This is a genomic window from Aestuariimicrobium sp. Y1814 (genome assembly GCF_050113895.1).
Taxonomy (GTDB): domain Bacteria; phylum Actinomycetota; class Actinomycetes; order Propionibacteriales; family Propionibacteriaceae; genus Aestuariimicrobium.
In genome coordinates this window covers 71,268-90,314 of the sequence record NZ_JBNJRW010000001.1, presented here as the reverse complement: position 1 = coordinate 90,314, position 19,047 = coordinate 71,268, and the positions used below count along the sequence as shown (strand labels likewise).

General features: G+C 69.6%; 16 protein-coding genes. 6 read left to right on the top strand and 10 right to left on the bottom strand.

Annotation, left to right across the window (positions count from 1 at the left end):
* Positions 1 to 275: 275 nt before the first annotated feature.
* Both ACQE3C_RS00450 and ACQE3C_RS00445 read right to left on the bottom strand, forming a co-directional pair.
* Positions 276 to 1,898, bottom strand: coding sequence for a solute symporter family protein (locus ACQE3C_RS00450; protein WP_434537225.1), 1,623 nt, complete (start codon positions 1,896 to 1,898; stop codon positions 276 to 278).
* Positions 1,895 to 2,281 (bottom strand): DUF485 domain-containing protein, encoded by a 387-nt coding sequence (locus tag ACQE3C_RS00445; RefSeq protein ID WP_434537224.1) that lies wholly within the window; start codon positions 2,279 to 2,281, stop codon positions 1,895 to 1,897. The genes ACQE3C_RS00450 and ACQE3C_RS00445 overlap by 4 nt, the downstream gene beginning before the upstream one ends.
* Positions 2,282 to 2,421: 140 nt before the next feature.
* Between ACQE3C_RS00445 and ACQE3C_RS00440 the strand changes: the two genes are divergently transcribed.
* Positions 2,422 to 3,081 (top strand): TIGR03085 family metal-binding protein, encoded by a 660-nt coding sequence (locus ACQE3C_RS00440; protein ID WP_434537223.1) that lies wholly within the window; start codon positions 2,422 to 2,424, stop codon positions 3,079 to 3,081.
* Here ACQE3C_RS00440 and gatB read toward each other — a convergent pair.
* The 3 genes from gatB to gatC are packed head-to-tail and all read right to left on the bottom strand — an operon-like array spanning position 3,030 to position 6,353.
* A complete protein-coding gene (gene gatB, locus ACQE3C_RS00435) occupies positions 3,030 to 4,532 on the bottom strand; it encodes an Asp-tRNA(Asn)/Glu-tRNA(Gln) amidotransferase subunit GatB (RefSeq protein ID WP_434537222.1) in 1,503 nt (500 codons plus the stop codon). The genes ACQE3C_RS00440 and gatB overlap by 52 nt on opposite strands.
* Before the next feature lies 1 nt (position 4,533).
* Positions 4,534 to 6,057 carry an Asp-tRNA(Asn)/Glu-tRNA(Gln) amidotransferase subunit GatA gene (gatA, locus tag ACQE3C_RS00430; RefSeq protein ID WP_434537221.1) on the bottom strand — a complete coding sequence of 508 codons (1,524 nt, stop codon included), beginning with the start codon at positions 6,055 to 6,057 and terminating at the stop codon, positions 4,534 to 4,536.
* Positions 6,057 to 6,353 (bottom strand): Asp-tRNA(Asn)/Glu-tRNA(Gln) amidotransferase subunit GatC, encoded by a 297-nt coding sequence (gene gatC / locus ACQE3C_RS00425; protein WP_434537220.1) that lies wholly within the window; start codon positions 6,351 to 6,353, stop codon positions 6,057 to 6,059. The genes gatA and gatC overlap by 1 nt, the downstream gene beginning before the upstream one ends.
* Before the next feature lie 120 nt (positions 6,354 to 6,473).
* Here gatC and ACQE3C_RS00420 point away from each other — a divergent pair, with 120 nt between their 5' ends.
* Positions 6,474 to 7,091: an ACT domain-containing protein gene (locus ACQE3C_RS00420; RefSeq protein WP_434537219.1), complete on the top strand. Its 618-nt coding sequence runs from the start codon at positions 6,474 to 6,476 to the stop codon at positions 7,089 to 7,091.
* A 14-nt stretch (positions 7,092 to 7,105) separates the two neighbouring features.
* On the opposite strand, the gene ACQE3C_RS00415 is transcribed toward ACQE3C_RS00420, so the two are convergent.
* Genes ACQE3C_RS00415 through ACQE3C_RS00395 form a run of 5 tightly spaced genes read right to left on the bottom strand, consistent with a single transcriptional unit; the run spans position 7,106 to position 11,419 of the window.
* Positions 7,106 to 7,309, bottom strand: a complete 204-nt coding sequence (locus ACQE3C_RS00415) for a hypothetical protein (protein WP_434537218.1) — start codon at positions 7,307 to 7,309, stop codon at positions 7,106 to 7,108.
* Between the two features lie 17 nt (positions 7,310 to 7,326).
* Positions 7,327 to 8,313: a methionine synthase gene (locus ACQE3C_RS00410; protein ID WP_434537217.1), complete on the bottom strand. Its 987-nt coding sequence runs from the start codon at positions 8,311 to 8,313 to the stop codon at positions 7,327 to 7,329.
* The gene (mnmA, locus tag ACQE3C_RS00405; protein WP_434537216.1) at positions 8,310 to 9,413 is read right to left on the bottom strand and encodes a tRNA 2-thiouridine(34) synthase MnmA; all 1,104 of its coding nucleotides are present in this window, start codon (positions 9,411 to 9,413) and stop codon (positions 8,310 to 8,312) included. The genes ACQE3C_RS00410 and mnmA overlap by 4 nt, the downstream gene beginning before the upstream one ends.
* Positions 9,414 to 9,467: 54 nt before the next feature.
* On the bottom strand, positions 9,468 to 10,607 hold the full coding sequence (locus ACQE3C_RS00400; RefSeq protein WP_434537215.1) for a cysteine desulfurase family protein: 1,140 nt from the start codon (positions 10,605 to 10,607) through the stop codon (positions 9,468 to 9,470).
* On the bottom strand, positions 10,607 to 11,419 hold the full coding sequence (locus ACQE3C_RS00395; protein WP_434537214.1) for an enoyl-CoA hydratase/isomerase family protein: 813 nt from the start codon (positions 11,417 to 11,419) through the stop codon (positions 10,607 to 10,609). Before ACQE3C_RS00395 ends, ACQE3C_RS00400 begins: the two co-directional genes overlap by 1 nt.
* Positions 11,420 to 11,576: 157 nt before the next feature.
* On the opposite strand from ACQE3C_RS00395, the gene glgX reads away from it, so the two are divergent.
* From glgX to ACQE3C_RS00375, 4 genes are all read left to right on the top strand, one after another.
* The gene (gene glgX, locus ACQE3C_RS00390) at positions 11,577 to 13,829 is read left to right on the top strand and encodes a glycogen debranching protein GlgX (protein WP_434537213.1); all 2,253 of its coding nucleotides are present in this window, start codon (positions 11,577 to 11,579) and stop codon (positions 13,827 to 13,829) included.
* A gap of 97 nt (positions 13,830 to 13,926) precedes the next feature.
* Entirely contained in the window at positions 13,927 to 15,954 is a 2,028-nt protein-coding gene (locus ACQE3C_RS00385; protein ID WP_434537562.1) for an alpha-1,4-glucan--maltose-1-phosphate maltosyltransferase, read from the top strand.
* A 20-nt stretch (positions 15,955 to 15,974) separates the two neighbouring features.
* Positions 15,975 to 17,735, top strand: a complete 1,761-nt coding sequence (gene treS / locus ACQE3C_RS00380; protein ID WP_434537212.1) for a maltose alpha-D-glucosyltransferase — start codon at positions 15,975 to 15,977, stop codon at positions 17,733 to 17,735.
* The gene (locus tag ACQE3C_RS00375) at positions 17,732 to 19,021 is read left to right on the top strand and encodes a maltokinase N-terminal cap-like domain-containing protein (RefSeq protein ID WP_434537211.1); all 1,290 of its coding nucleotides are present in this window, start codon (positions 17,732 to 17,734) and stop codon (positions 19,019 to 19,021) included. Before treS ends, ACQE3C_RS00375 begins: the two co-directional genes overlap by 4 nt.
* Positions 19,022 to 19,047 lie beyond the last annotated feature (26 nt).

Genomic DNA, 19,047 nt, shown 5'->3' with positions numbered 1-19,047 from the left:
GTCTCCAGCCCGAACATGCGTATGCCCGTCGTACAGACCCGCAGACACAGCGCCGCACTGCAGACGCCGACTGGCTCCGCAGACGTGGCGCCGCCCCGCAGTGCAAAACCAGAGGCGGGCCCTGCACGAATGCAGGACCCGCCTGTTCACATGGTTTGATTCTGCGCGGCCGCTGAGCGAGCGAGTCGAAGCCCGGAGCTCGAGCGAGCGAGGTACGAGCGAGGAGCGCGACAACGCTCGGAGAGCCGCGCACGCGGGCGAAGCCCGCCAATCACTCAGTGCTCGATGGCGGCTCCGGCGCCCGCACCGGTCATGGAGCGGACCTCCATCTCCTTGGCGAGCTCGATGTCGCTGCTCTCCTTGCTGGTCAGGGTGCCGATGATGCCGGCCAGGAAGGCCAGGGGCACCGACACCAGGGCCGGGTTGTCCAGCGGGAACCAGGCGAAGTTGACGCCTTCACCCAGCATCGCCGACGGCGAGCCCGAGATGGCCGGTGAGAACAGGATCAGCAACACCGAGCTGACCAGACCGGTGTAGATCGACCAGACCGAGCCGCGGGTGTTGAACCGGCGCCAGTACAGGGTGAACAGGATCGAGGGCAGGTTCGCCGAGGCGGCCACGGCGAAGGCCAGCGAGATCAGGAAGGCGATGTTCTGGCCGTTGGCGACGATGCCGCCCAGGATGGCCAGGATGCCGATCACGACCGAGGTGATCCGGGCGACCTTGACCTCGGTCTCGGGGTTGGCCTTGCCGCCCTTGATGATCTCGTTGTACACGTCGTGGGCGAACGAGGCCGAGGCGGTGATGGTGAGGCCGGCGACCACCGCGAGGATCGTCGCGAAGGCGACCCCCGAGATGATGCCCATGAAGACCTCGCCACCGAGCACCAGGGCGAGCAGCGGTGCAGCGGAGTTGGCGCCACCGGGGGCGGCCATGATGGTCTGCTGGCCGACGAGCTTCGCAGCGCCCATGCCGAGCACCAGGGTCAGCAGGAAGAACGCGCCGACCAGGATGATCGCCCAGACCGCCGAGCGGCGGGCCTCCTTGGCGGTGGGCACGGTGTAGAAGCGCATCAGCACGTGCGGCAGGCCCGAGGGGCCGGCGATCAGGGCCAGCGACAGCGACAGGAACGACAGCTTCGTCCAGTCGGTGGCGCCGTACTTGACCATCGGTTCAAGCAGGTCCTTGCCGGTGCCGGTGCTCGGGTCGAGGCCGGCACTCTGGGCCGACAGCAGCAGGCTGTTCAGGTTGAACCCCTCACCGGTCATCACCAGGAAGCTCATGATCGCGGCACCGCCGAGCAGCAGCACGGCCTTGATCATCTGCACCCAGGTGGTGCCCTTCATGCCGCCGATGAGCACGTAGGCGACCATCAGCACGCCGACCAGGGCGATCACCAGCGACTGCATGTTTTTGTCGGAGACACCGAGCAGCAGGGCGACCAGGCCACCGGCGCCGGCCATCTGGGCGAGCAGGTAGACGAAGGAAATCACCAGGGTCGAGGTGGCGGCCGCAGTCCGGATCGGCTTCTGCTTCATCCGGAAGCTGAGCACGTCGGCCATGGTGAACTTGCCGGTGTTGCGCATGCGCTCGGCCACCAGGTAGAGCGCCACGAGCAGGGCGACGAAGAACCCGACCGAGTAGAGCAGGCCGTCGTAGCCGGACAGGGCGATCGCGCCGGTCACGCCAAGGAAGGCAGCGGCCGACAGGTAGTCACCGGTGATGGCCAGACCGTTCTGGCGACCGGAGAAGGAGGCACCACCGGTGTAGAAGTCGGTCGCCTTCGTCCGGCGGCGGCTGACGAAGATGACGATGCCGAGGGTGGCGACGACGAACAGGGCGAAGACACCGACATTGATGGCCGGGTTGCCGTACTGGCTCTCGAGGATGGTGGTCATGCTGCGGCTCCTTCAAGCTGGGCCTTGAGGGCGTCGGCGGTGGGGTCGATCCGGCGTGCGGTGAACCGGACGTAGACCGCGGTGAAGACCCAGACGATGACGAACTGCGCCAGTCCGATGACGATGCCGAGGTTCGTGCCTCGCAGGCCCAGGAAGGGCTGGCTCATGAAGTCGATGGCGTAGATCGACAGCACGACGTAGGTGAAGTACGAGATCAGCGCCGCGATGGTCATCGAGAACGCGAACCGGACGAAGGTCGAGCGCAGGTTGCGGTACTCGAGGGAGTCCGCCACGGCGACGAACTCGGCAGTGGTTGCCTCGTGGCGCGGGCAGTCGGCGCTGAGGTCTGCTGGAGGAACTGGCTTGGCCTGTGCGTGCGTCATGGTTGCGCGCTCCTTGGGTTCGGGCCGATGACAACACCGTCACCGTCTTTGTGAAACCAGTATCAAACGATGTTTGTCTTGATGTCAAGACGCATGTCTCGATATCAAGAAAAAAGTCCGGTGGGGGTAGGCTCGACCCCATGAGCACGACGCTGGCCCAGTCCGAACGCGCGCAACTGGCCGACCTGTTCGACCACGTGGGCCCGCAGGCACCGACGCTGTGCGAGGGCTGGCTGACCGCCGACCTGGCCGCCCACCTGGTGGTGCGCGAGTCCGACCCGGTGGCCGCGCCCGGGGTGATCGTGCCCGCCTTCGAGGACCTCACCCGCCGACGGATGGACCGGCTGCTGGCCGACGGCTCCTGGACCCAACTGGTCGATCGCTTCCGCCACCCCGGTCGGCTGCTGCGCACCGTCCCGGGCTTGGACCAGGCCATGAACTCGGTGGAGTTCTTCATCCACCACGAGGACGTCCGGCGCGCCGTCGACCCGGACGCCGCCCCGCGGCTGCTGCGGGTCGACCAGGAACGCCAGCTCTGGCGCCAGCTCGGCTGGCAGGCCAGGCTCGCGCTGCGCAAGGCACCCACCGGGGTGGTCGTCGAGAACGCGCTCGACCCCGAGGAACCGCTGCGGGTGAAGTCGGGCAGCTCCACGGTGACCCTGGCCGGGAAACCCTCGGAGGTCCTGCTGTGGCTGTCCGGGCGCCGCGAGGTCGCCGACGTGGAACTGATCGGCGACCCCGCAGACCTTCAGGACAGCTTCTGGAGGATCAACTCCCGCACCCGTCCGGCGTCGGCCTGACCCTTCATCTGCTTCATCACCGCACCGATCAGGGCGCCGGCCGCGGCCACCTTGCCGCCGCGGATCTTCTCGGCCACGTCGGGGTTGGCGGCGATCGCGGCGTCCACCGCCTCGGACAGGGCACCGTCGTCGGACACCACGGCGAGCCCCCGGGCGGCGACGACCTCGTCCGGTTCACCCTCGCCGGCGATGACGCCGTCGATGACCTGGCGGGCCAGCTTGTCGTTGATCGTCCCGGCGTCGACCAGGCCCTGCAATGCGGCCACCTGCACCGGGGTGATGCCGACCTCGGCCAGTTCCACCCCCGCCTCGTTGGCACGGCGGACAAGGTCGCCCACCCACCACTTGCGGGCGGCCTGCGGACTGGCCCCGGCGCTGACCGTGGCGTCGATGACGTCAACCGCATCCGCACCGATGACGTCACGCAACTCCAGGTCGGAGAAGTTCCACTCTGCCACCAGGCGCTTCATCCGCTCGGCCGGGGGCTCGGGCAGGCTGGCGCGCAGTTCCTCGACCCATTCCGGTGAGGGCGCGATCGGGACGAGGTCGGGCTCGGGGAAGTAGCGGTAGTCCTCCGCGGTCTCCTTGGAGCGTCCCGGCGCGGTCTGGGCGCTCGCCTCCTGCCAGTGCCGGGTCTCCTGCTTGATGGTGCCGCCCGCCGCCAGGATCGCGGCCTGGCGGGTCATCTCGTGGCGCACCGCCCCCTCGACCGACTTGAGCGAGTTGACGTTCTTGGTCTCGGTGCGGGTGCCGAACTCGGTGGCCCCCTTGGCCATCAGCGACACGTTCGCGTCGCAGCGCAGGGATCCCTGTTCCATCCGGACGTCGCTGACCTCGAGCGAGCGCAGGATGTCACGCAGCGCCGCCACGTAGGCGCGGGCGATCTGCGGTGCCTTGGCGCCGGCCCCCTCGATGGGCTTGGTGACGATCTCGATCAGCGGCACACCGGCCCGGTTGAAGTCGAGCAGGGAGTAGTCGGCGCCGGTGATGCGCCCGGTGGCACCACCCAGGTGCAGCGACTTGCCGGTGTCCTCCTCCATGTGGGCCCGCTCGATCTCGATGCGGAAGGGCTCACCGTCCACCTCGATGTCGACGTGGCCGTTGAAGGCGATCGGCTCGTCGTACTGGCTGATCTGGTAGTCCTTCGGCATGTCGGGGTAGAAGTAGTTCTTCCGCGCCATCCGGCACCAGGTGGCGATCTCGCAGTTGAGCGCCAGCCCGATCCGGATGGCCGACTCGACGGCCTTGCCGTTGATCACCGGCAGTGAGCCGGGCAGGCCCAGGCAGACTGGGCAGGTGTGGCTGTTGGGGGCCCCACCGAAGCTGGTCGGGCAGCCGCAGAACATCTTGGAGTGGGTGTTCAGCTCGACGTGGACCTCCAGGCCCATGACGGGGTCGAAGCGCTCCAGCACCTCGTCGTAGTCCATCGTCTCGATCGCGGCGAAGCTCATCTCAGGCCTCCGACTTCTGCAGGAACGGGATCTGGCTGGTGAACGGCTCGCCCCAGGCCTCGCGCTGGGCGCGTTCGAGGGCCGCACCGACGGTGTAGAGCCGCTCGTCGGCCATGGCCGGGGCCATCACCTGGAAGCCGACCGGCAGCCCGTCCTCGGGGGCGACGCCGCCCGGGAAGCTGGCCGCCGGCACCCCGGCGAGGTTCGCCGGGATGGTGCACAGGTCGGCGCGGTACATGGCCAGCGGGTCGTCGATCCGCTCCCCCAGCTTGAAGGCCGTGGTCGGGGTCGAGGGCGAGACCAGCACGTCGACCTTTTCGAAGGCCGACTGGAAGTCGCGGGTGATCAGCGTGCGCACCTTCTGCGCCGAGCCGTAGTAGGCGTCGTAGTAGCCGCTGGACAGGGCGTAGGTGCCGATGATGATGCGCCGCTTGACCTCGGCACCGAAGCCCTGGCCACGCGAGAGCCGCATGACCTCTTCGGTGGACCGCGAACCGTCATCCCCGACCCGCAGCCCGTAACGCATCGCGTCATAGCGGGCCAGGTTCGAGGAGACCTCGGCGGGCATGATCAGGTAGTAGGTGGCCAGGGCGTGGACGAAGTGGGGGCAGCTGACCTCGACCACCTCGGCGCCGGCGGCCCGCAGCAGTTCCACCGATTCGGCGAAGCGCTGCTCGACCCCGGGGGCATAGCCCTCGCCGTGGAACTCCTTGACCACGCCGATGCGCATGCCCGCGACGCTGCCGCGGCGGGCGGCCTCGACGACCGGGGGCACGGGGGCGTTGATCGAGGTGGAGTCCATCGGGTCGTACCCGCCGATGACCTGGTGCAGCAGGGCGGCGTCCTCGACGGTGCGCGCGCAGGGGCCGGGCTGGTCGAGCGAGCTGGCCATGGCGATGATGCCGTAGCGCGAGGCGCCGCCGTAGGTGGGCTTCACCCCGACGGTGCCGGTCACCGAGGCGGGCTGGCGGATCGAGCCGCCGGTGTCGGTGCCGATCGCCAGCGGGGCCTCGAAGGCTGCCAGTGCAGCCGAGGAGCCGCCGCCGGAACCGCCGGGGATGCGGTCGAGGTCCCACGGGTTGTGGGTGGCGCCGAAGGCCGAGGTCTCGGTCGAGGAGCCCATCGCGAACTCGTCCAGGTTGGTCTTGCCCAGGATGACCAGGTCGGCCTCGAGCAGCTTGGTCACCACGGTCGAGGAGTACGGCGGGACCCAGCCCTCGAGCATCCGGGACGAGGCGGTGGTCGGCAGGCCCTCGTAGCACAGCAGGTCCTTGACCGCGATCGGCACACCGGCCAGTGGGGAGAGCTGTTCACCGGCGGCGACCTTGGCGTCGACCCGGGCGGCGGCGGCCAGTGCGCGTTCGGCGTCGACGGCCAGGAAGGCGTTGACCTGGCCGTCGACCTCGGCGATCCGGTCGAGGTGGGCCTGGGTGATCTCGACCGAGGTCTGCTCACCGGTGGCGATCCGGCGGGCCAGCTCCGCGGCGGTCGCGGTCAGGGTGGCGTGGTTGTCGTGGCTGCTCATCAATCCTCCTGGTCCAGGATGCGGGGCACGCGGAAGCGCTCGTCCTCACTGGCCGGGGCCGCAGCCAGGGCGGCCTCGGCGGCCAGCCCGGGGCGCACCTCGTCGGGTCGGAAGACGTTGGTCAGCGGCAGGGCGTGCGACTGCGGCGCGATGTCGTCGCCGGCCAGGGCTGCCACGCTGGCCACCGATTCGAGGATGACGTCGAGCTGTGGGGCCAGGGCCACCTGCTCCTCGTCGGTCAGCTCGATGCGGGCCAGGGCTGCCAGCCGGGCGACATCTTCTGGGCTCAGGGCCACGATGTTCTCCTGATGGTCGGGGTCGGGCCCATCCTAGGGCCAGAGCCACTGGGGGCAGTGAAACATGATCGCCACCCAGCGGTAACGGGGGCGTCTTGGGGGCCGTGGAACAATGGCCGGGTGCTGCTCCTTCGCGTCCGACTTCCCGATCGACCAGGTTCCCTGGGGGCCGTGGCCACCGCCATGGGCACCGCAGGGGCCGACATCTCGGCCATCGAGATCATTGAGAAGGGGCCGGGTTACGCGATCAACGACTTCCGCCTGACGATGGCCCCCGATGCGCTGCCGGACACCCTCATCAGCGCCTGCGCGGCGCTCGAGGACGTGCGGGTGCTGTGGCTGTCGCACTACCCCGAGAACTGGGGCCTGGCCTCCGACATCGACACCCTCAACGAGATGACCGCCCACCCCGACCGGGCGCTGGAGATCCTGGTGCAGTCGGTGCCGGTGGTCTTCCATGCCCAGTGGGCGCTGGTGCTCGATGCCGACCGCACCGTGGTACAGGGCTCGGCGCTGGCACCGGAACTCGACCGCGGTGCCTGTGAACTGTTCGCCCCCTTTGACGAACCGCACGTGCTCGACCTGCCCGAGGGCTGGCTGCCCGGGTGGGGCGAGACGTGGGTGGCGGTCACCCCGATGCCCGGGGACATGGCACTGGTGGCCGGGCGCCTGGGTGGCCCGGAGTTCCTGGAGTCAGAGGTGCGCCGACTGCACCACCTGGCCGCGCTCGCCCAGTAGCCGGGCGCCGCGGCTCAGCCGCCGGTCAGGGCCTTGTAGAAGTAGTAGCCCAGCGCGAACAGCGCCGCCACACCGATCACCAGGACCAGCGATGCCCAGATGCGCATGCGCTTCTTGGCCGCCGTGGTCGGCACCATCTGCGGACCCCACTCGCCCACCTTGGGCTGGACCCGCGTCGGGGCCGATCCATTCAGGTTCAGGTTGGTGAAGATGCGCACCCCGCCACTGTACCCAGCTACCGGCCATCGGCCACGCGCTCGGTGGTGATCTCGGCAACCCGCGCCGCCTGGCGCAGCACCTCCTGGGCCGGCAGCGGCGACCAGGTACCCAGACCACAGGCCGGGGTGACCAGTCCACCCAGCAACACTTCGCTGTCCAGGCCGAGCACCTCGAACAACCGGTACAGCCGGGCCGCGGCCTCGTCCAAGGACCCCAGCTGGTCGACCACGGCGGTGGGGACGGCCCCCCACCAGACCTGGCGTCCACCCTCGAGCCACTGCGCGAGGGTGTCCAGGTCGGACGACACCAGCGAGCCGGTGTCCACCGACACGGCCGAGAACCCCACCCGGGCCATCACCTCGACCTCAGGACGCCCGCACCAGTGCAAGCCGCTCACCTCGGCGAGCCCGCTGAACAGGTCGAGCAGTTCGGCCACCTGGGCGGCGTCCACCGCCCGGTGCTTCGAGAAACTCGAGGCGGTGGCGACCTTCCCGGCCAGCACCGGCGCCAGCATCGGTTCGTCCACCTGCACCCACCAGGTCACCTCGGGGAGCCGGCGCCGCAGCTCGGCGAGCAGGTCGTCGGCCCCGGCGGCCAGCGACTGGGCGAGTTCACGGCGCGCCCCGTGGTCGGCCAGCACCTTGTCGCCGCGGGGTCGTTCGACCAGGGAAGCCATGGTCCACGGCCCGGCCAGGGCGAACTTCACGATGCCGGCATGGCCCTGCAGGTGCTCCTCGAGCTCGTCGAAGTCGCGGCGCAGCCGGGCGCGGGCACGGCGCTGGTCGATGCCGGCGGAGTCGGTCAGCCGCCAGCCGGCGGGCTGCAGGTCCACCCCGAGCCCGGACAACATCGCGGCGGTGCGCCCGACCATGTCGGCACCGGCGCCGCGGGCCGGCAGTTCGGGGACGGCCACCACCTCCGGGGTGGCTTCCGAGAGCATCCGCAGCGCGGCGGGCAGGTCGGTGCCGGGCAGGGACCCCAGGCCGGCGGCGCGCAGGATCACCCGGCCACCGCCCCGGCCAGCGAAGCGGTCCGGCGGGCGCGGGCGATGGTGGCCGAGCCGACCACGCGGTCCTGGTCGTAGCAGACCACGGCCTGGCCGGGAGCGATACCGGTGGCCGGCTCGTCGAGCCGCACCACCAGGCGGTGCTCGTCCGCCTCGCCGACGACCTCGAAGCCGGCCGGCATCGCCTCGCCGTGGGCCCGCACCTGCGCGAACCCGCGCCAGCTGCCCTCGACGCGCGGGCCGGCCCAGATCAGCCGGATGCCCTCGAGTTCGTCGACGGCCAGGTCCTCCTTGGGCCCGACCACGACCCGGTTGTCGACCGGTTCGATCGAGAGCACGTAACGCGGACGACCATCTGCGGCGGGGGTACCGATCTGCAGTCCCTTGCGCTGGCCGATGGTGAAGCGGTGGGAGCCCTCGTGGGTGCCGAGCACGGCACCGTCGGCGTCGACGATCTCACCGGTGCGCCGACCCAGCTCCCGGTCGAGGAAGCCGGCGGTGTCACCGTCGGGGATGAAGCAGATGTCGTGGCTGTCGGGCTTCTTCGCGACCCCGAGACCGAGCGCGGCGGCCTCGGCGCGCACATCTGTCTTGACGGTGTCGCCGAGGGGGAACAGGCAGTGCGCCAACTGGCGCTCGTCCAGCACCCCGAGCACATAGGACTGGTCCTTGGCCGGGTCGACGGCGCGGTGCAGTCGCCCGTCGACCAGCCGGGCGTAGTGCCCGGTGCCGACCGCGTCGAAGCCCAGGCCGATGCCACGTTCCAGCACGGCCTCGAACTTGATCTTCTCGTTGCAGCGCAGGCACGGGTTGGGGGTGCGACCGGCGCGGTACTCGGCGACGAAGTCGTCGACCACGTCGGCGCGGAACCGGTCGGAGAAGTCCCACACGTAGAACGGGATGCCGAGCTTGTCGGCGGCCCGGCGGGCGTCATGGGAGTCCTCCAACGAGCAGCAGCCACGCGCCCCGGAACGGAAGGACTGCGGGTTCTTGGACAGCGCCAGGTGTACCCCGGTCACCTCGTGGCCCTGCTGCACGAGCCGTGCGGCGGCCACGGCGGAGTCGACGCCGCCGGACATCGCTGCGAGCACACGCATGCGGGATCCTCCTGACAGGGGTGGGGTGCGGTCCCCCAGTCTAGCTGGCCCTTCCTACCGGGCGGCCGCTGCGCGGGCCCGCCCGATGATGCCCGGCAGCACCTCGACCAGGCGGTCGACCTCCTCGGGACTGGTCTCCCAGCCGAACGAGAGCCTGATCGAGCTGGATGCATCGGCCGGACTGCCGGTCATCGCCAGCACCACGTCGCTGGGCTGGTGCATCCCGGCGCGACAGGACGCCCCGGTCGAGGCATCCACCCCGGCCGAGTCCAGCAGGAACAACACGTCGTCGGCGCGCACGCCATCGATGGTGACGTGGACGATGCCGGGCACCTGCCGGGCCGGGTCGGCCGGCCCGTTGACCCGGACCGCGGCCAGGTCGGCCACCGCGGCCACGATGCGACGGCGGACCTCCCACAGCGGCTGGGCGCCCACGTCACGGCGCAGGGCGGTGACCACCCGCAGGGCGGCCGCGAAGCCCGCCGCCAGCGCCGCTGACGGGGTGCCGGAGACGATGCCGCGTTCCTGGCCCGCACCCAGCCCGGCGGCCGGCAGGGCCAGCTCGCGACGGGCCAGCAGGGCACCGATGCCGACGGGTCCTCCGATCTTGTGGGCGGCCACCGACGCCAGGTCCAGCCCGGTGGCGGCGAGGTCCAGCCCGGGCAGCGCCAGTGCCTGCACGGCATCGGAATGGACCAGGGCACCGACCCGGTGGCCGAGCTCGACCACCTCGTCCAACGCTTGAACGGTGCCGACCTCACCGTTGACGGCCTGCACGCTGACCAGAGCGACGTCCTCGTCCACCAGGTCGGCGGCCCGGTCGAGGTCGACCAGGGCATCGGGGCCGACCGGCAGCTCACGTACCTCGTCGACCATGGTCGCCACCGTGGCCACCCCGGGGTGCTCGACGGCACTGATGGCCACCGCTGGCCGGTCGGGCCGCAACGCCCGGCCGCCCAGCACGGCGATCGAGTCGCCCTGGCTGCCGGTGGCGGTGAAGATGACCTCGGTGGGGTGCGCCCCCAGGTCGGCAGCGATCGACTCGCGGGCATCCTCGAGCAGTGCCTTGACCCGGCGTGCGGAGGTGTGCAGCCCGGTGGGGTTGCCCACCAGCTCGATGGCCTCCAGCCAGGCCTGCCGCGCCTCGGGCAGCAGGGCGGCGGTGGCGGCGTGGTCGAAATAGGCCCGCGACATCAGTGGCCGCGGAAGGAGGCCTTGCCCGGACCCTCCTCCAGGAAGCTCTTCATGCCCAGGCGGCGGTCGTCGGTGCCGAACAGCGAGGCGAAGCCGGTGGCCTCGATCATCAGGCCGGTGTCCAGGTCGGTCTCCAGGCCGGTGTCGATCGCCTCCTTGGCCCAACGCAGCGCCCAGCTGGCGGCATCGCGGAACTGGCCGGCCCAGGCCAGGGCACGCTCCATGAGTTCCTCGGGTTCGACGACCTCGTCGACCAGCCCGATGCGCAGCGCCTCGTCGGCGTCGACGCGGCGTCCGGTGAAGATCAGGTCCTTGGCCTGCGATGGGCCGATCAGTCGGGGCAGGCGCTGGGTGCCGCCGATGCCCGGCATGATGCCCAGGGTCACCTCGGGCAGGCCGAGCTTGGCCTTGGACGAGGCGATCCGTCGGTCGGCGCACAGCGCCAGTTCGCAGCCGCCACCCAGGGCGTAGCCGTTGACCGCGGCGACCACCGGCTTGGGCAGCTTCGCGACGGCCGTGAAGCAGGCCTGCATGGGGTGCACGCGGGCGGCCATCTGGGTGACCGACATGTCCTGCATCTCGGCGATGTCATTGCCGGCGGCGAAGGCGCGACCGTTGCCGGTCAGCACCACCGCCTTGATCGTCTCGGTGCGGGCGACCTGGCGGGCCAGCTCACCGATGCGGTCGTGCATCGCCATGGTCATGGCGTTGACCGGTGGGCGGTCCAGGGTGATCACCGCCGTGGTGTCGACGACTTCCATGCCGACCCACTCCACGGCCTGTTCGCGTGCCCGGTCGTCCTGCTCACTCATGACGGCAAACCTACCCGAGTCCTCACCCTTCCCACGGCAACCGCGCCACGCGCGGCCGGGTCAGCTGTCACCTGTCTGTTACACGGTGCACCTATCATGTGTACGCTGCGCCCGACTCACGGGCGCCACCCCCTGTCCCCTGAGCGAGGCAAGCAAGATGTCCCACCCCCCCGTCGATGCCCACCGCGCACCGCTGGATTCGAAGATCCTCGGCGCGCGCCTGATGGACGGCGGTTGCCGTTTCGCCCTGTGGGCACCACGCGCCACGCGCGTCGAGTTGGCCCTGGTGAATGCCGACCGCACCCAGCAGAACATCGACATGACCCGCAACCCCGATGGCGTCTGGGTCGTCTTCGTGCCGGGTGTCGAGGCCGAACAGCGCTACGGCTACCGGGTGCACGGCGAGTGGGAACCCGACCAGGGCATGCGGTTCAACCCCGCCAAGCTGCTGCTCGACCCCTACGCCCGCGCCATCACCGCCGGGGTCGACTACAGCGGGCCGATCAGTGACCACGTGGAGGGCCAGAACTTCGAGCTCGACCCGCGTGACTCCTTCGCCGCGGTGCCGCTCAGCGTGGTGGTCGCCGACACCCCGCCGCCGACCCCGCTGGCCGAGCGCCCCTCGGCCTCGCGCAAGGTGATCTACGAAACCCACGTCAAGGGCTACACCCAGCAGCACCCCGACGTGCCCGAGCACCTGCGCGGTACCTACGCCGGCATGGCCTACCCCGCGGTGATCGAACACCTCAAGCAGGTCGGGGTCACCTCCCTGCAGCTGCTGCCCGTGCACCACTTCGTCAGCGAACCGTTCGTGGTCGGCAAGGGCCTGGTCAACTACTGGGGCTACAACACCCTGGGCTTCTTCGCCCCGCACGCCGCCTACTGTTCGGTCGGGACGATGGGTGAGCAGGTCACCGAGTTCAAGAACATGGTCTCGGCCATGCACGAGGCCGGCATCGAGGTCTTCCTCGACGTGGTCTACAACCACACCGGTGAGGGCGGCCACGAGGGCCCCACCCTGGCCTACCGCGGCATCGACCACGCCGGCTACTACCGGCTCACCCAGGACCTGCGCAATGATTACGACGTCACCGGCACCGGCAACTCGGTCGACACCTCGAACCCCGGGGTGCTGCAGCTGATCATCGACTCCCTGGAGTACTGGGTCACCCAGATGGGCGTCGACGGGTTCCGTTTCGACCTGGCCACCACGCTGGTGCGTGACCGCAACCACCACGTCGACATGAACCACGAGTTCATGAAGGTCATCGAGTCCAACCCGGTCTTCGAGGGCATCACCATGATCGCCGAGCCGTGGGACGTCGGCCCCTACGGTTACCAGGTCGGCTCCTGGGGCCCGCGCTGGGGTGAGTGGAACGACCGCTACCGCGGTTTCGTCCGCGACTTCTGGCGTGGCGCCACCCACGGCGTGCAGGAACTGGCCACCCGCTTGGCCGGGTCCCCCGACATCTTCGACCACGTCGGACGCCGCACCGATGCCTCGGTGAACTTCGTCACCGCGCACGACGGTTTCACCATGCGCGACGTGGTCACCTACGACATGAAGCACAACGAGGCCAACGGAGAGCAGAACCGTGACGGCTCCGACGACAACCGCTCGTGGAACCACGGGTGGGAGGGCGAGACCACCGACCCCCGCATCAATGCCCTGCGCCACCAGCAGGTCAAGAACATGCTGGCGACGCTGCTGCTCAGCTACGGCACGCCGATGCTGACTGCCGGCGACGAGATGGGCCGCACCCAGGGCGGCAACAACAACGCCTACTGCCAGGACTCGCCGATCTCGTGGGTGCACTGGGAGACCCGCGAGGACTGGGGTGACGTGCTCGACCTCACCATGGCGTTGACCGAGCTGCGCCGTGACAACCCCGTGCTGCGCCGCTCGCACTACCGCTACCACGACGAGGTGCTCGACGCCAACGGCCGGCCCACCGGCCGCATCGACCTGACCTGGATGAGCGGCAACGGCGGCCAGATGGGTGAGCAGGACTGGACCGACCCCGGCCGGCACCACCTCGGCATGTACGTGTCGAACCAGGCGGCCGCCTTCCTGATCTGGTTCCACAACGGGCCCGACCCGGTCAGCGTCCAGCTGCCGGTCGAGGAACGCTGGGGCGAGGGCTTCGAGTTGCTGCTCGACACCGCCGAAGGTGTTCGCGAGACCCCGCAGACCCATGACCTCGGCGATGTCATCGAGCTTCCCGGACGATCGGTCACGGTGATGCGGGTCGTGCTGCTGGAGCCGGCCACCGAGGTGGGCGACGAGGAGAGCCACCGCCTCGACGGCAGCGACGAACCGGACACCGTTGAGCAGGAGCCCGCGGTGGACGAGGTCGCCGAGGATGCCGCCGTGCCAGGCCCCGGGATCACCCAGTTCCCGCCTGACTGAGTTGTTCGCGGGCCGTGGGCGGGAGCAGACTTCTGCTCCCGCGGCCACGTCCCACGGACCCAGCTTGTAGGTTGGTCCTGTGACCGAGGAAACTTCGCTGCGCGCCACCGCTGCACCCACTGTTGCCACCCCTGCCACGACGGGACTGGAGCGAAACCCCAGCCCCCACCGGATCGGGCGCATCCCCGTGACCAACGTGTCCCCCGTGGTCGAACAGGGGGCCTACCCCGTCAAGGCCGTTGAGGACGAGGAACTCCTCATCACGGCCAACATCTTCCGGGAGGGCCATGACGCGGTCGGGGCGACCATCGTGCTGACCGACCCCGAGGGCGGCGAGCACCAGTTCGGCATGAAGCAGGTCGAGCCCACCGGTCTGGACGTCTGGCAGGGCTGGGCCCGCGTCGGTGGCGCCGGTGAGTGGACCTACCGCATCGAGGGCTGGTCCGACCCGTGGCACACCTGGCTGCACCACGCCGAGGCGAAGCTGGCCGTCGGCATGGACGTCGCACTGGTCTGCCTCGAGGGCGCCGACCTGTTCCGCCGGGCCGCCGCCAACGCCGCCGAGTCCGGCGACCAGACCACCGCCACCGTGCTCGAGTCCCTCGGCCACGCCCTGCTGCCCGAACGCCCCACCGAGGAACTGCTCGAGCTGGCCACGGCCACCTCGGTGCGCCGCGCCATGGACAAGTACGGCCCCCGCGAACTGGTCAGCCCCACCGCCGAGGTGCCGGTGCGCGTCGAACGCCGCCGCGCCGCCTTCTCGAGCTGGTACGAGTTCTTCCCCCGCTCTCAGGGTGCCCACCGCCGTGAGGACGGCACCTGGGTCTCGGGCACCTTCGCCGCCAGCCACGAACGGCTCGAGGCGGCCGCCGCGATGGGCTTCGACATCGTCTACCTGCCCCCGATCCACCCGATCGGCACCGCCTTCCGCAAGGGCAAGAACAACTCCCTGACCCCCTCGGAGCAGGACCCCGGCTCACCGTGGGCGATCGGTTCGCCCGCCGGCGGCCACGACGCGATCCACCCTGATCTCGGCACCATCGACGACTTCGACGAGTTTGTGGCCAAGGCCAAGTCCCTGGGCCTGGAGATCGCCATGGACTTCGCCCTGCAGGCCTCCCCCGACCACCCCTGGGTCACCGAGCACCCGGAATGGTTCACCACCCGCCTCGACGGCACCATCGCCTACGCCGAGAACCCGCCGAAGAAGTACCAGGACATCTACCCGATCAACTTCGACAATGACCCCGTCGGCATCTACACCGAGTGCCTGCGCATCCTGGAGTACTGGATCAGTCACGGGGTGACGGTGTTCCGAGTCGACAACCCGCACACCAAGCCACTCGACTTCTGGGACTGGCTGCTCGACCGCATCCATGAAAAGCACCCCGAGGTGATCTTCCTGGCCGAGGCCTTCACCCGGCCGCAGATGATGAAGGGGCTCGGCAAGGTCGGCTACCAGCTGTCCTACACCTACTTCACCTGGCGCACCACCAAGGACGAACTCACCGACTACGTCAACGACCTGGCACAAGACTGGTCGGCGTCCTACCGGCCCAGCTTCTGGGTGAACACCCCCGACATCAACCCCTTCCACCTGCAGTCGGGCAACCGGTCGGCCTTCGCCATCCGCGCCGTGCTGGCGGCCACCCTGTCCCCCTCGTGGGGCGTCTACTCCGGCTTCGAACTGTTCGAGCACGAGGCGCTGGCACCGGGGCGCGAGGAGTACCTGGATTCGGAGAAGTACGAGTACCGGCCCCGCGACTACAACGCGCAGCCCAACCTCAACGAGCTGCTCGGCAAGCTCAACCACCTGCGTCGGCAGAACCCTGCCCTGCAGCAGTTGCGCCGGGTCGTCTTCCACCAGACCAGCCACCCCTCGCTGCTGGCCTACTCGAAGGTGGATGGCGATTCCCACGTGCTGACCGTGGTGACGCTCGACCCCGATCACGACGTGCACGGTGAGGTCACCATCGACTTCGCGGCCCTGGGCCTGCCCGGCAACACCCTGCTGCAGGTCTCCGACCAGTTCGGCGACCCGCACAGCTGGACGTGGGGCGCCACCAACTACGTCCACCTGCACCCCGGCCGCGAGGCGCACATCCTGCAGGTGACCAGCGCCTGAGCCGCTCCGGTACCCCACACTTGACCGACTTCGAGGACTGGTCCGACGCGCCCGAGGACATCACTGCCGGGCTCAGCATCGCTGAGCTCGAGCAGGCCATTGCCCGCACCGAGGTCACCGGCTCCATCGACCTGGGGCAGACCGGGTGGTTCAAGAAGGCCGTCTTCTACGAGGTGCTGGTGCGCAGTTACCGCGACTCGAACGGTGACGGCATCGGCGACTTCGCGGGCCTGACCACGCAACTGGACTACCTTCAGTGGCTGGGCGTCGACTGCCTGTGGTTGCCGCCGTTCCAGCCCTCGCCGTTGGCCGACGGCGGCTACGACGTGGCCGACTTCACCGGCATCCTGCCCGAGCTGGGCACGATGGGCGAGTTCGAGGCGTTCATCGCCCACGCCCACGACCGCGGCATCCGGCTGATCATCGACTTCGTCATGAACCACACCTCGAGCCAGCACCCCTGGTTCCAGGCCTCGCGCCGCGACCCGGACGGCCCCTACGGCGACTACTACGTCTGGCGTGACCACCCCGACGCCTACCTCGACGCCAGGGTGATCTTCCTCGACACCCACGACTCGAACTGGAGCTACGACGCGGTCCGCGGCCAGTACTATTTCCACCGCTTCTTCGACCACCAGCCCGACCTGAACTGGGAGAACCCAAGGGTCGCCGAAGAGATGTTCGCGGCCCTGCGGTTCTGGTTGGACAAGGGCATCGACGGGTTCCGCCTCGACGCGGTGCCCTACCTGGTCGAGCAGGACGGCACCAACTGCGAGAACCTGCCGGGCACCCATGACATCCTCAAACGGGCCCGGGTGATCGTCGATGCCGACTACCCCGGGCGCATCCTGCTGTGCGAGGCCAACCAGTGGCCCCACGACGTGGTCGAGTACCTGGGCATGGGCGACGAGTGCCACATGGCCTTCCACTTCCCGGTGATGCCCCGGCTGTTCATGGCGCTGAAGCAGGGTCGCCGCGACGCCATCAGCGAGATCCTGGCCCAGACCCCACCGATCCCACCGAACACCCAGTGGGGCACCTTCCTGCGCAACCACGACGAGCTGACCCTCGAGATGGTGACCCCCGAGGACCGCGAGTTCATGTGGGCCCAGTACGCCCCCGAACCACGGATGCGCGCCAACCTCGGCATCCGCCGCCGGCTCGCCCCACTGGTCGACAACGACCCGTTCCAGATCAAGCTGTTGCACGGGCTGCTGCTGAGCCTGCCCGGGTCGCCGGTGCTCTACTACGGTGACGAGATCGGCATGGGTGACAACATCTGGTTGCACGACCGCGACGGGGTCCGCACCCCGATGCAGTGGAGCGATGAACCCGGCGCCGGGTTCTCGGAGGCGCACCCCGAACAGTTCCACCTGCCGCTGGTCGACCACCCGCTGTTCGGGCCGCATGCGGTCAACGTGGCCCAGCAGATGCAGGACCCGAGCTCCCAGCTGATGTGGTTGCGCCACCTGCTCGGCATCCGGCGCCGCTTCGCGGTGTTCGGACGAGGCAGCTTCACCGACCTGGGCGGCAGCAACCCCGCCGTGCTGTCCTTCCTGCGCGAGGACCGTCGCCACACCGTGCTGTGCGTGAACAACCTGACCCACACCGACCAGGAGTTCACCGTGCACCTGCCCGACTTCGCCGGCGTCGACGCCCGCCTGATGCTGCGCGACGACGCCCCGGTGCCGATCGAGGCCGACGGCACCCTGCGCCTGTTCCTGCACCAACACGGATTCCAGTGGCTGCTGCTGCGCGGCCGAGAAATGGAGGACCAGTGACCACCATCCCCGAACTGTGGCACCACCTGACCAGCGCCCGCTGGTTCGCCGGGAAGGGCCGCTCGCCGCGGCCCGGGAGCAGCCACGTGCTCGACTGGTTCGTCCGCACCCCGGGCATGGGGGTGCGCAGCGAACTGGTCGAGGTGGTCTACCCCGACCAGACCAGCGAGACCTACCAGTTGCTGCTGAGCTACCGCGACACGGTGCTGCCCGAGGCCCACCTCGCCACCCTCAGCGACCCCGACGCCCCGGACGAGGGACTGGTCCACGTCCACGACGCGCTGGCTGACCCCGACGCGCTGCGGGCACTGGCCGACCTGCTCGCCGCCGGTGGGCACAGCGATGACTGGACCGCCACCGTCTCACGGCCCGCCGACCTGTCCGGGCCGGTGCGGGTCTTCGGTGGGGAGCAGTCGAACTCCTCGTTGCTGGTCGGCCGGACCGCGATCGTGAAGTTCTTCCGCCGCCTGGAACCGGGTGCCAACCTCGACATCGCCGTCCACGACGCCCTGGGCCGGGCCGGGGTCAGCGCCGCCGCCCGCCTGTTCGGCTGGCTGAGCACCCACGTCGACGGCGACCAGGTCGACCTGGCGATGGTCACCGAACTGCTGCCCCAGGCCCGCGACGGGTGGGAGATCGCCACCGCGGCCGCCGGCCAGTACCAGGACTTCACCACCGACGCCGCCCAACTCGGCACGGCCCTGGCCAGCGTCCACCAGGCGCTGCGCGACACCTTCCCCACCGCCCGGCTGCAGGCCGGTGAACTGAGTGCCGCCATGCGGCGACGGCTCGCCGAGGCCGCCGCCGAGGCCCCCGGCCTGGTCGAGCTGGTAGCAGCCCTCGACGAACGCTTCGCCCACCTCAGCGAAAACACCGTGGCCGGCCAGCGCATCCACGGCGACTTCCACCTGGGCCAGACCCTGCTGACCGCCAACGGGTGGCGCATCATCGACTTCGAGGGTGAACCCATCAAGTCCCTGGCCGAACGCCGGGAACCCGATTCGCCCTGGCGTGACGTCGCCGGGATGCTGCGCTCCTTCGCCTACGCCACCTCGGCCTGCCCGGACCCTACCGGCGCGTCGGCCCGCGACTGGCTGGCAGCCTGCTCGTCGGCCTTCCTGGACGCCTATGTCGCCGGTACCGGAACACCCCTGGGCAGCGCCGAGCGGGAACTGTTGGAGGCCTACCTGGCCGACAAGGCGGTCTACGAGGTGGTCTATGAGACCCGGAACCGACCCGACTGGGTTTCCATCCCTCTTGGCGCGCTGCGCGTGCTGGCAGGCTAGGTTTGCTATCAGGATTGATGACCACC

Excerpts from the sequence above, each read along its gene's own strand:
- glgX (WP_434537213.1), top strand. The coding sequence starts at position 11,577 with ATGTCCCACCCCCCCGTCGATGCCCACCGCGCACCGCTGGATTCGAAG.
- ACQE3C_RS00445 (WP_434537224.1), bottom strand. The coding sequence starts at position 2,281 with ATGACGCACGCACAGGCCAAGCCAGTTCCTCCAGCAGACCTCAGCGCC.
- mnmA (WP_434537216.1), bottom strand. The coding sequence starts at position 9,413 with ATGCGTGTGCTCGCAGCGATGTCCGGCGGCGTCGACTCCGCCGTGGCC.
- gatA (WP_434537221.1), bottom strand. The coding sequence starts at position 6,057 with ATGAGCAGCCACGACAACCACGCCACCCTGACCGCGACCGCCGCGGAG.
- ACQE3C_RS00440 (WP_434537223.1), top strand. The coding sequence starts at position 2,422 with ATGAGCACGACGCTGGCCCAGTCCGAACGCGCGCAACTGGCCGACCTG.
- ACQE3C_RS00400 (WP_434537215.1), bottom strand. The coding sequence starts at position 10,607 with ATGTCGCGGGCCTATTTCGACCACGCCGCCACCGCCGCCCTGCTGCCC.
- gatB (WP_434537222.1), bottom strand. The coding sequence starts at position 4,532 with ATGAGCTTCGCCGCGATCGAGACGATGGACTACGACGAGGTGCTGGAG.
- ACQE3C_RS00395 (WP_434537214.1), bottom strand. The coding sequence starts at position 11,419 with ATGAGTGAGCAGGACGACCGGGCACGCGAACAGGCCGTGGAGTGGGTC.
- ACQE3C_RS00450 (WP_434537225.1), bottom strand. The coding sequence starts at position 1,898 with ATGACCACCATCCTCGAGAGCCAGTACGGCAACCCGGCCATCAATGTC.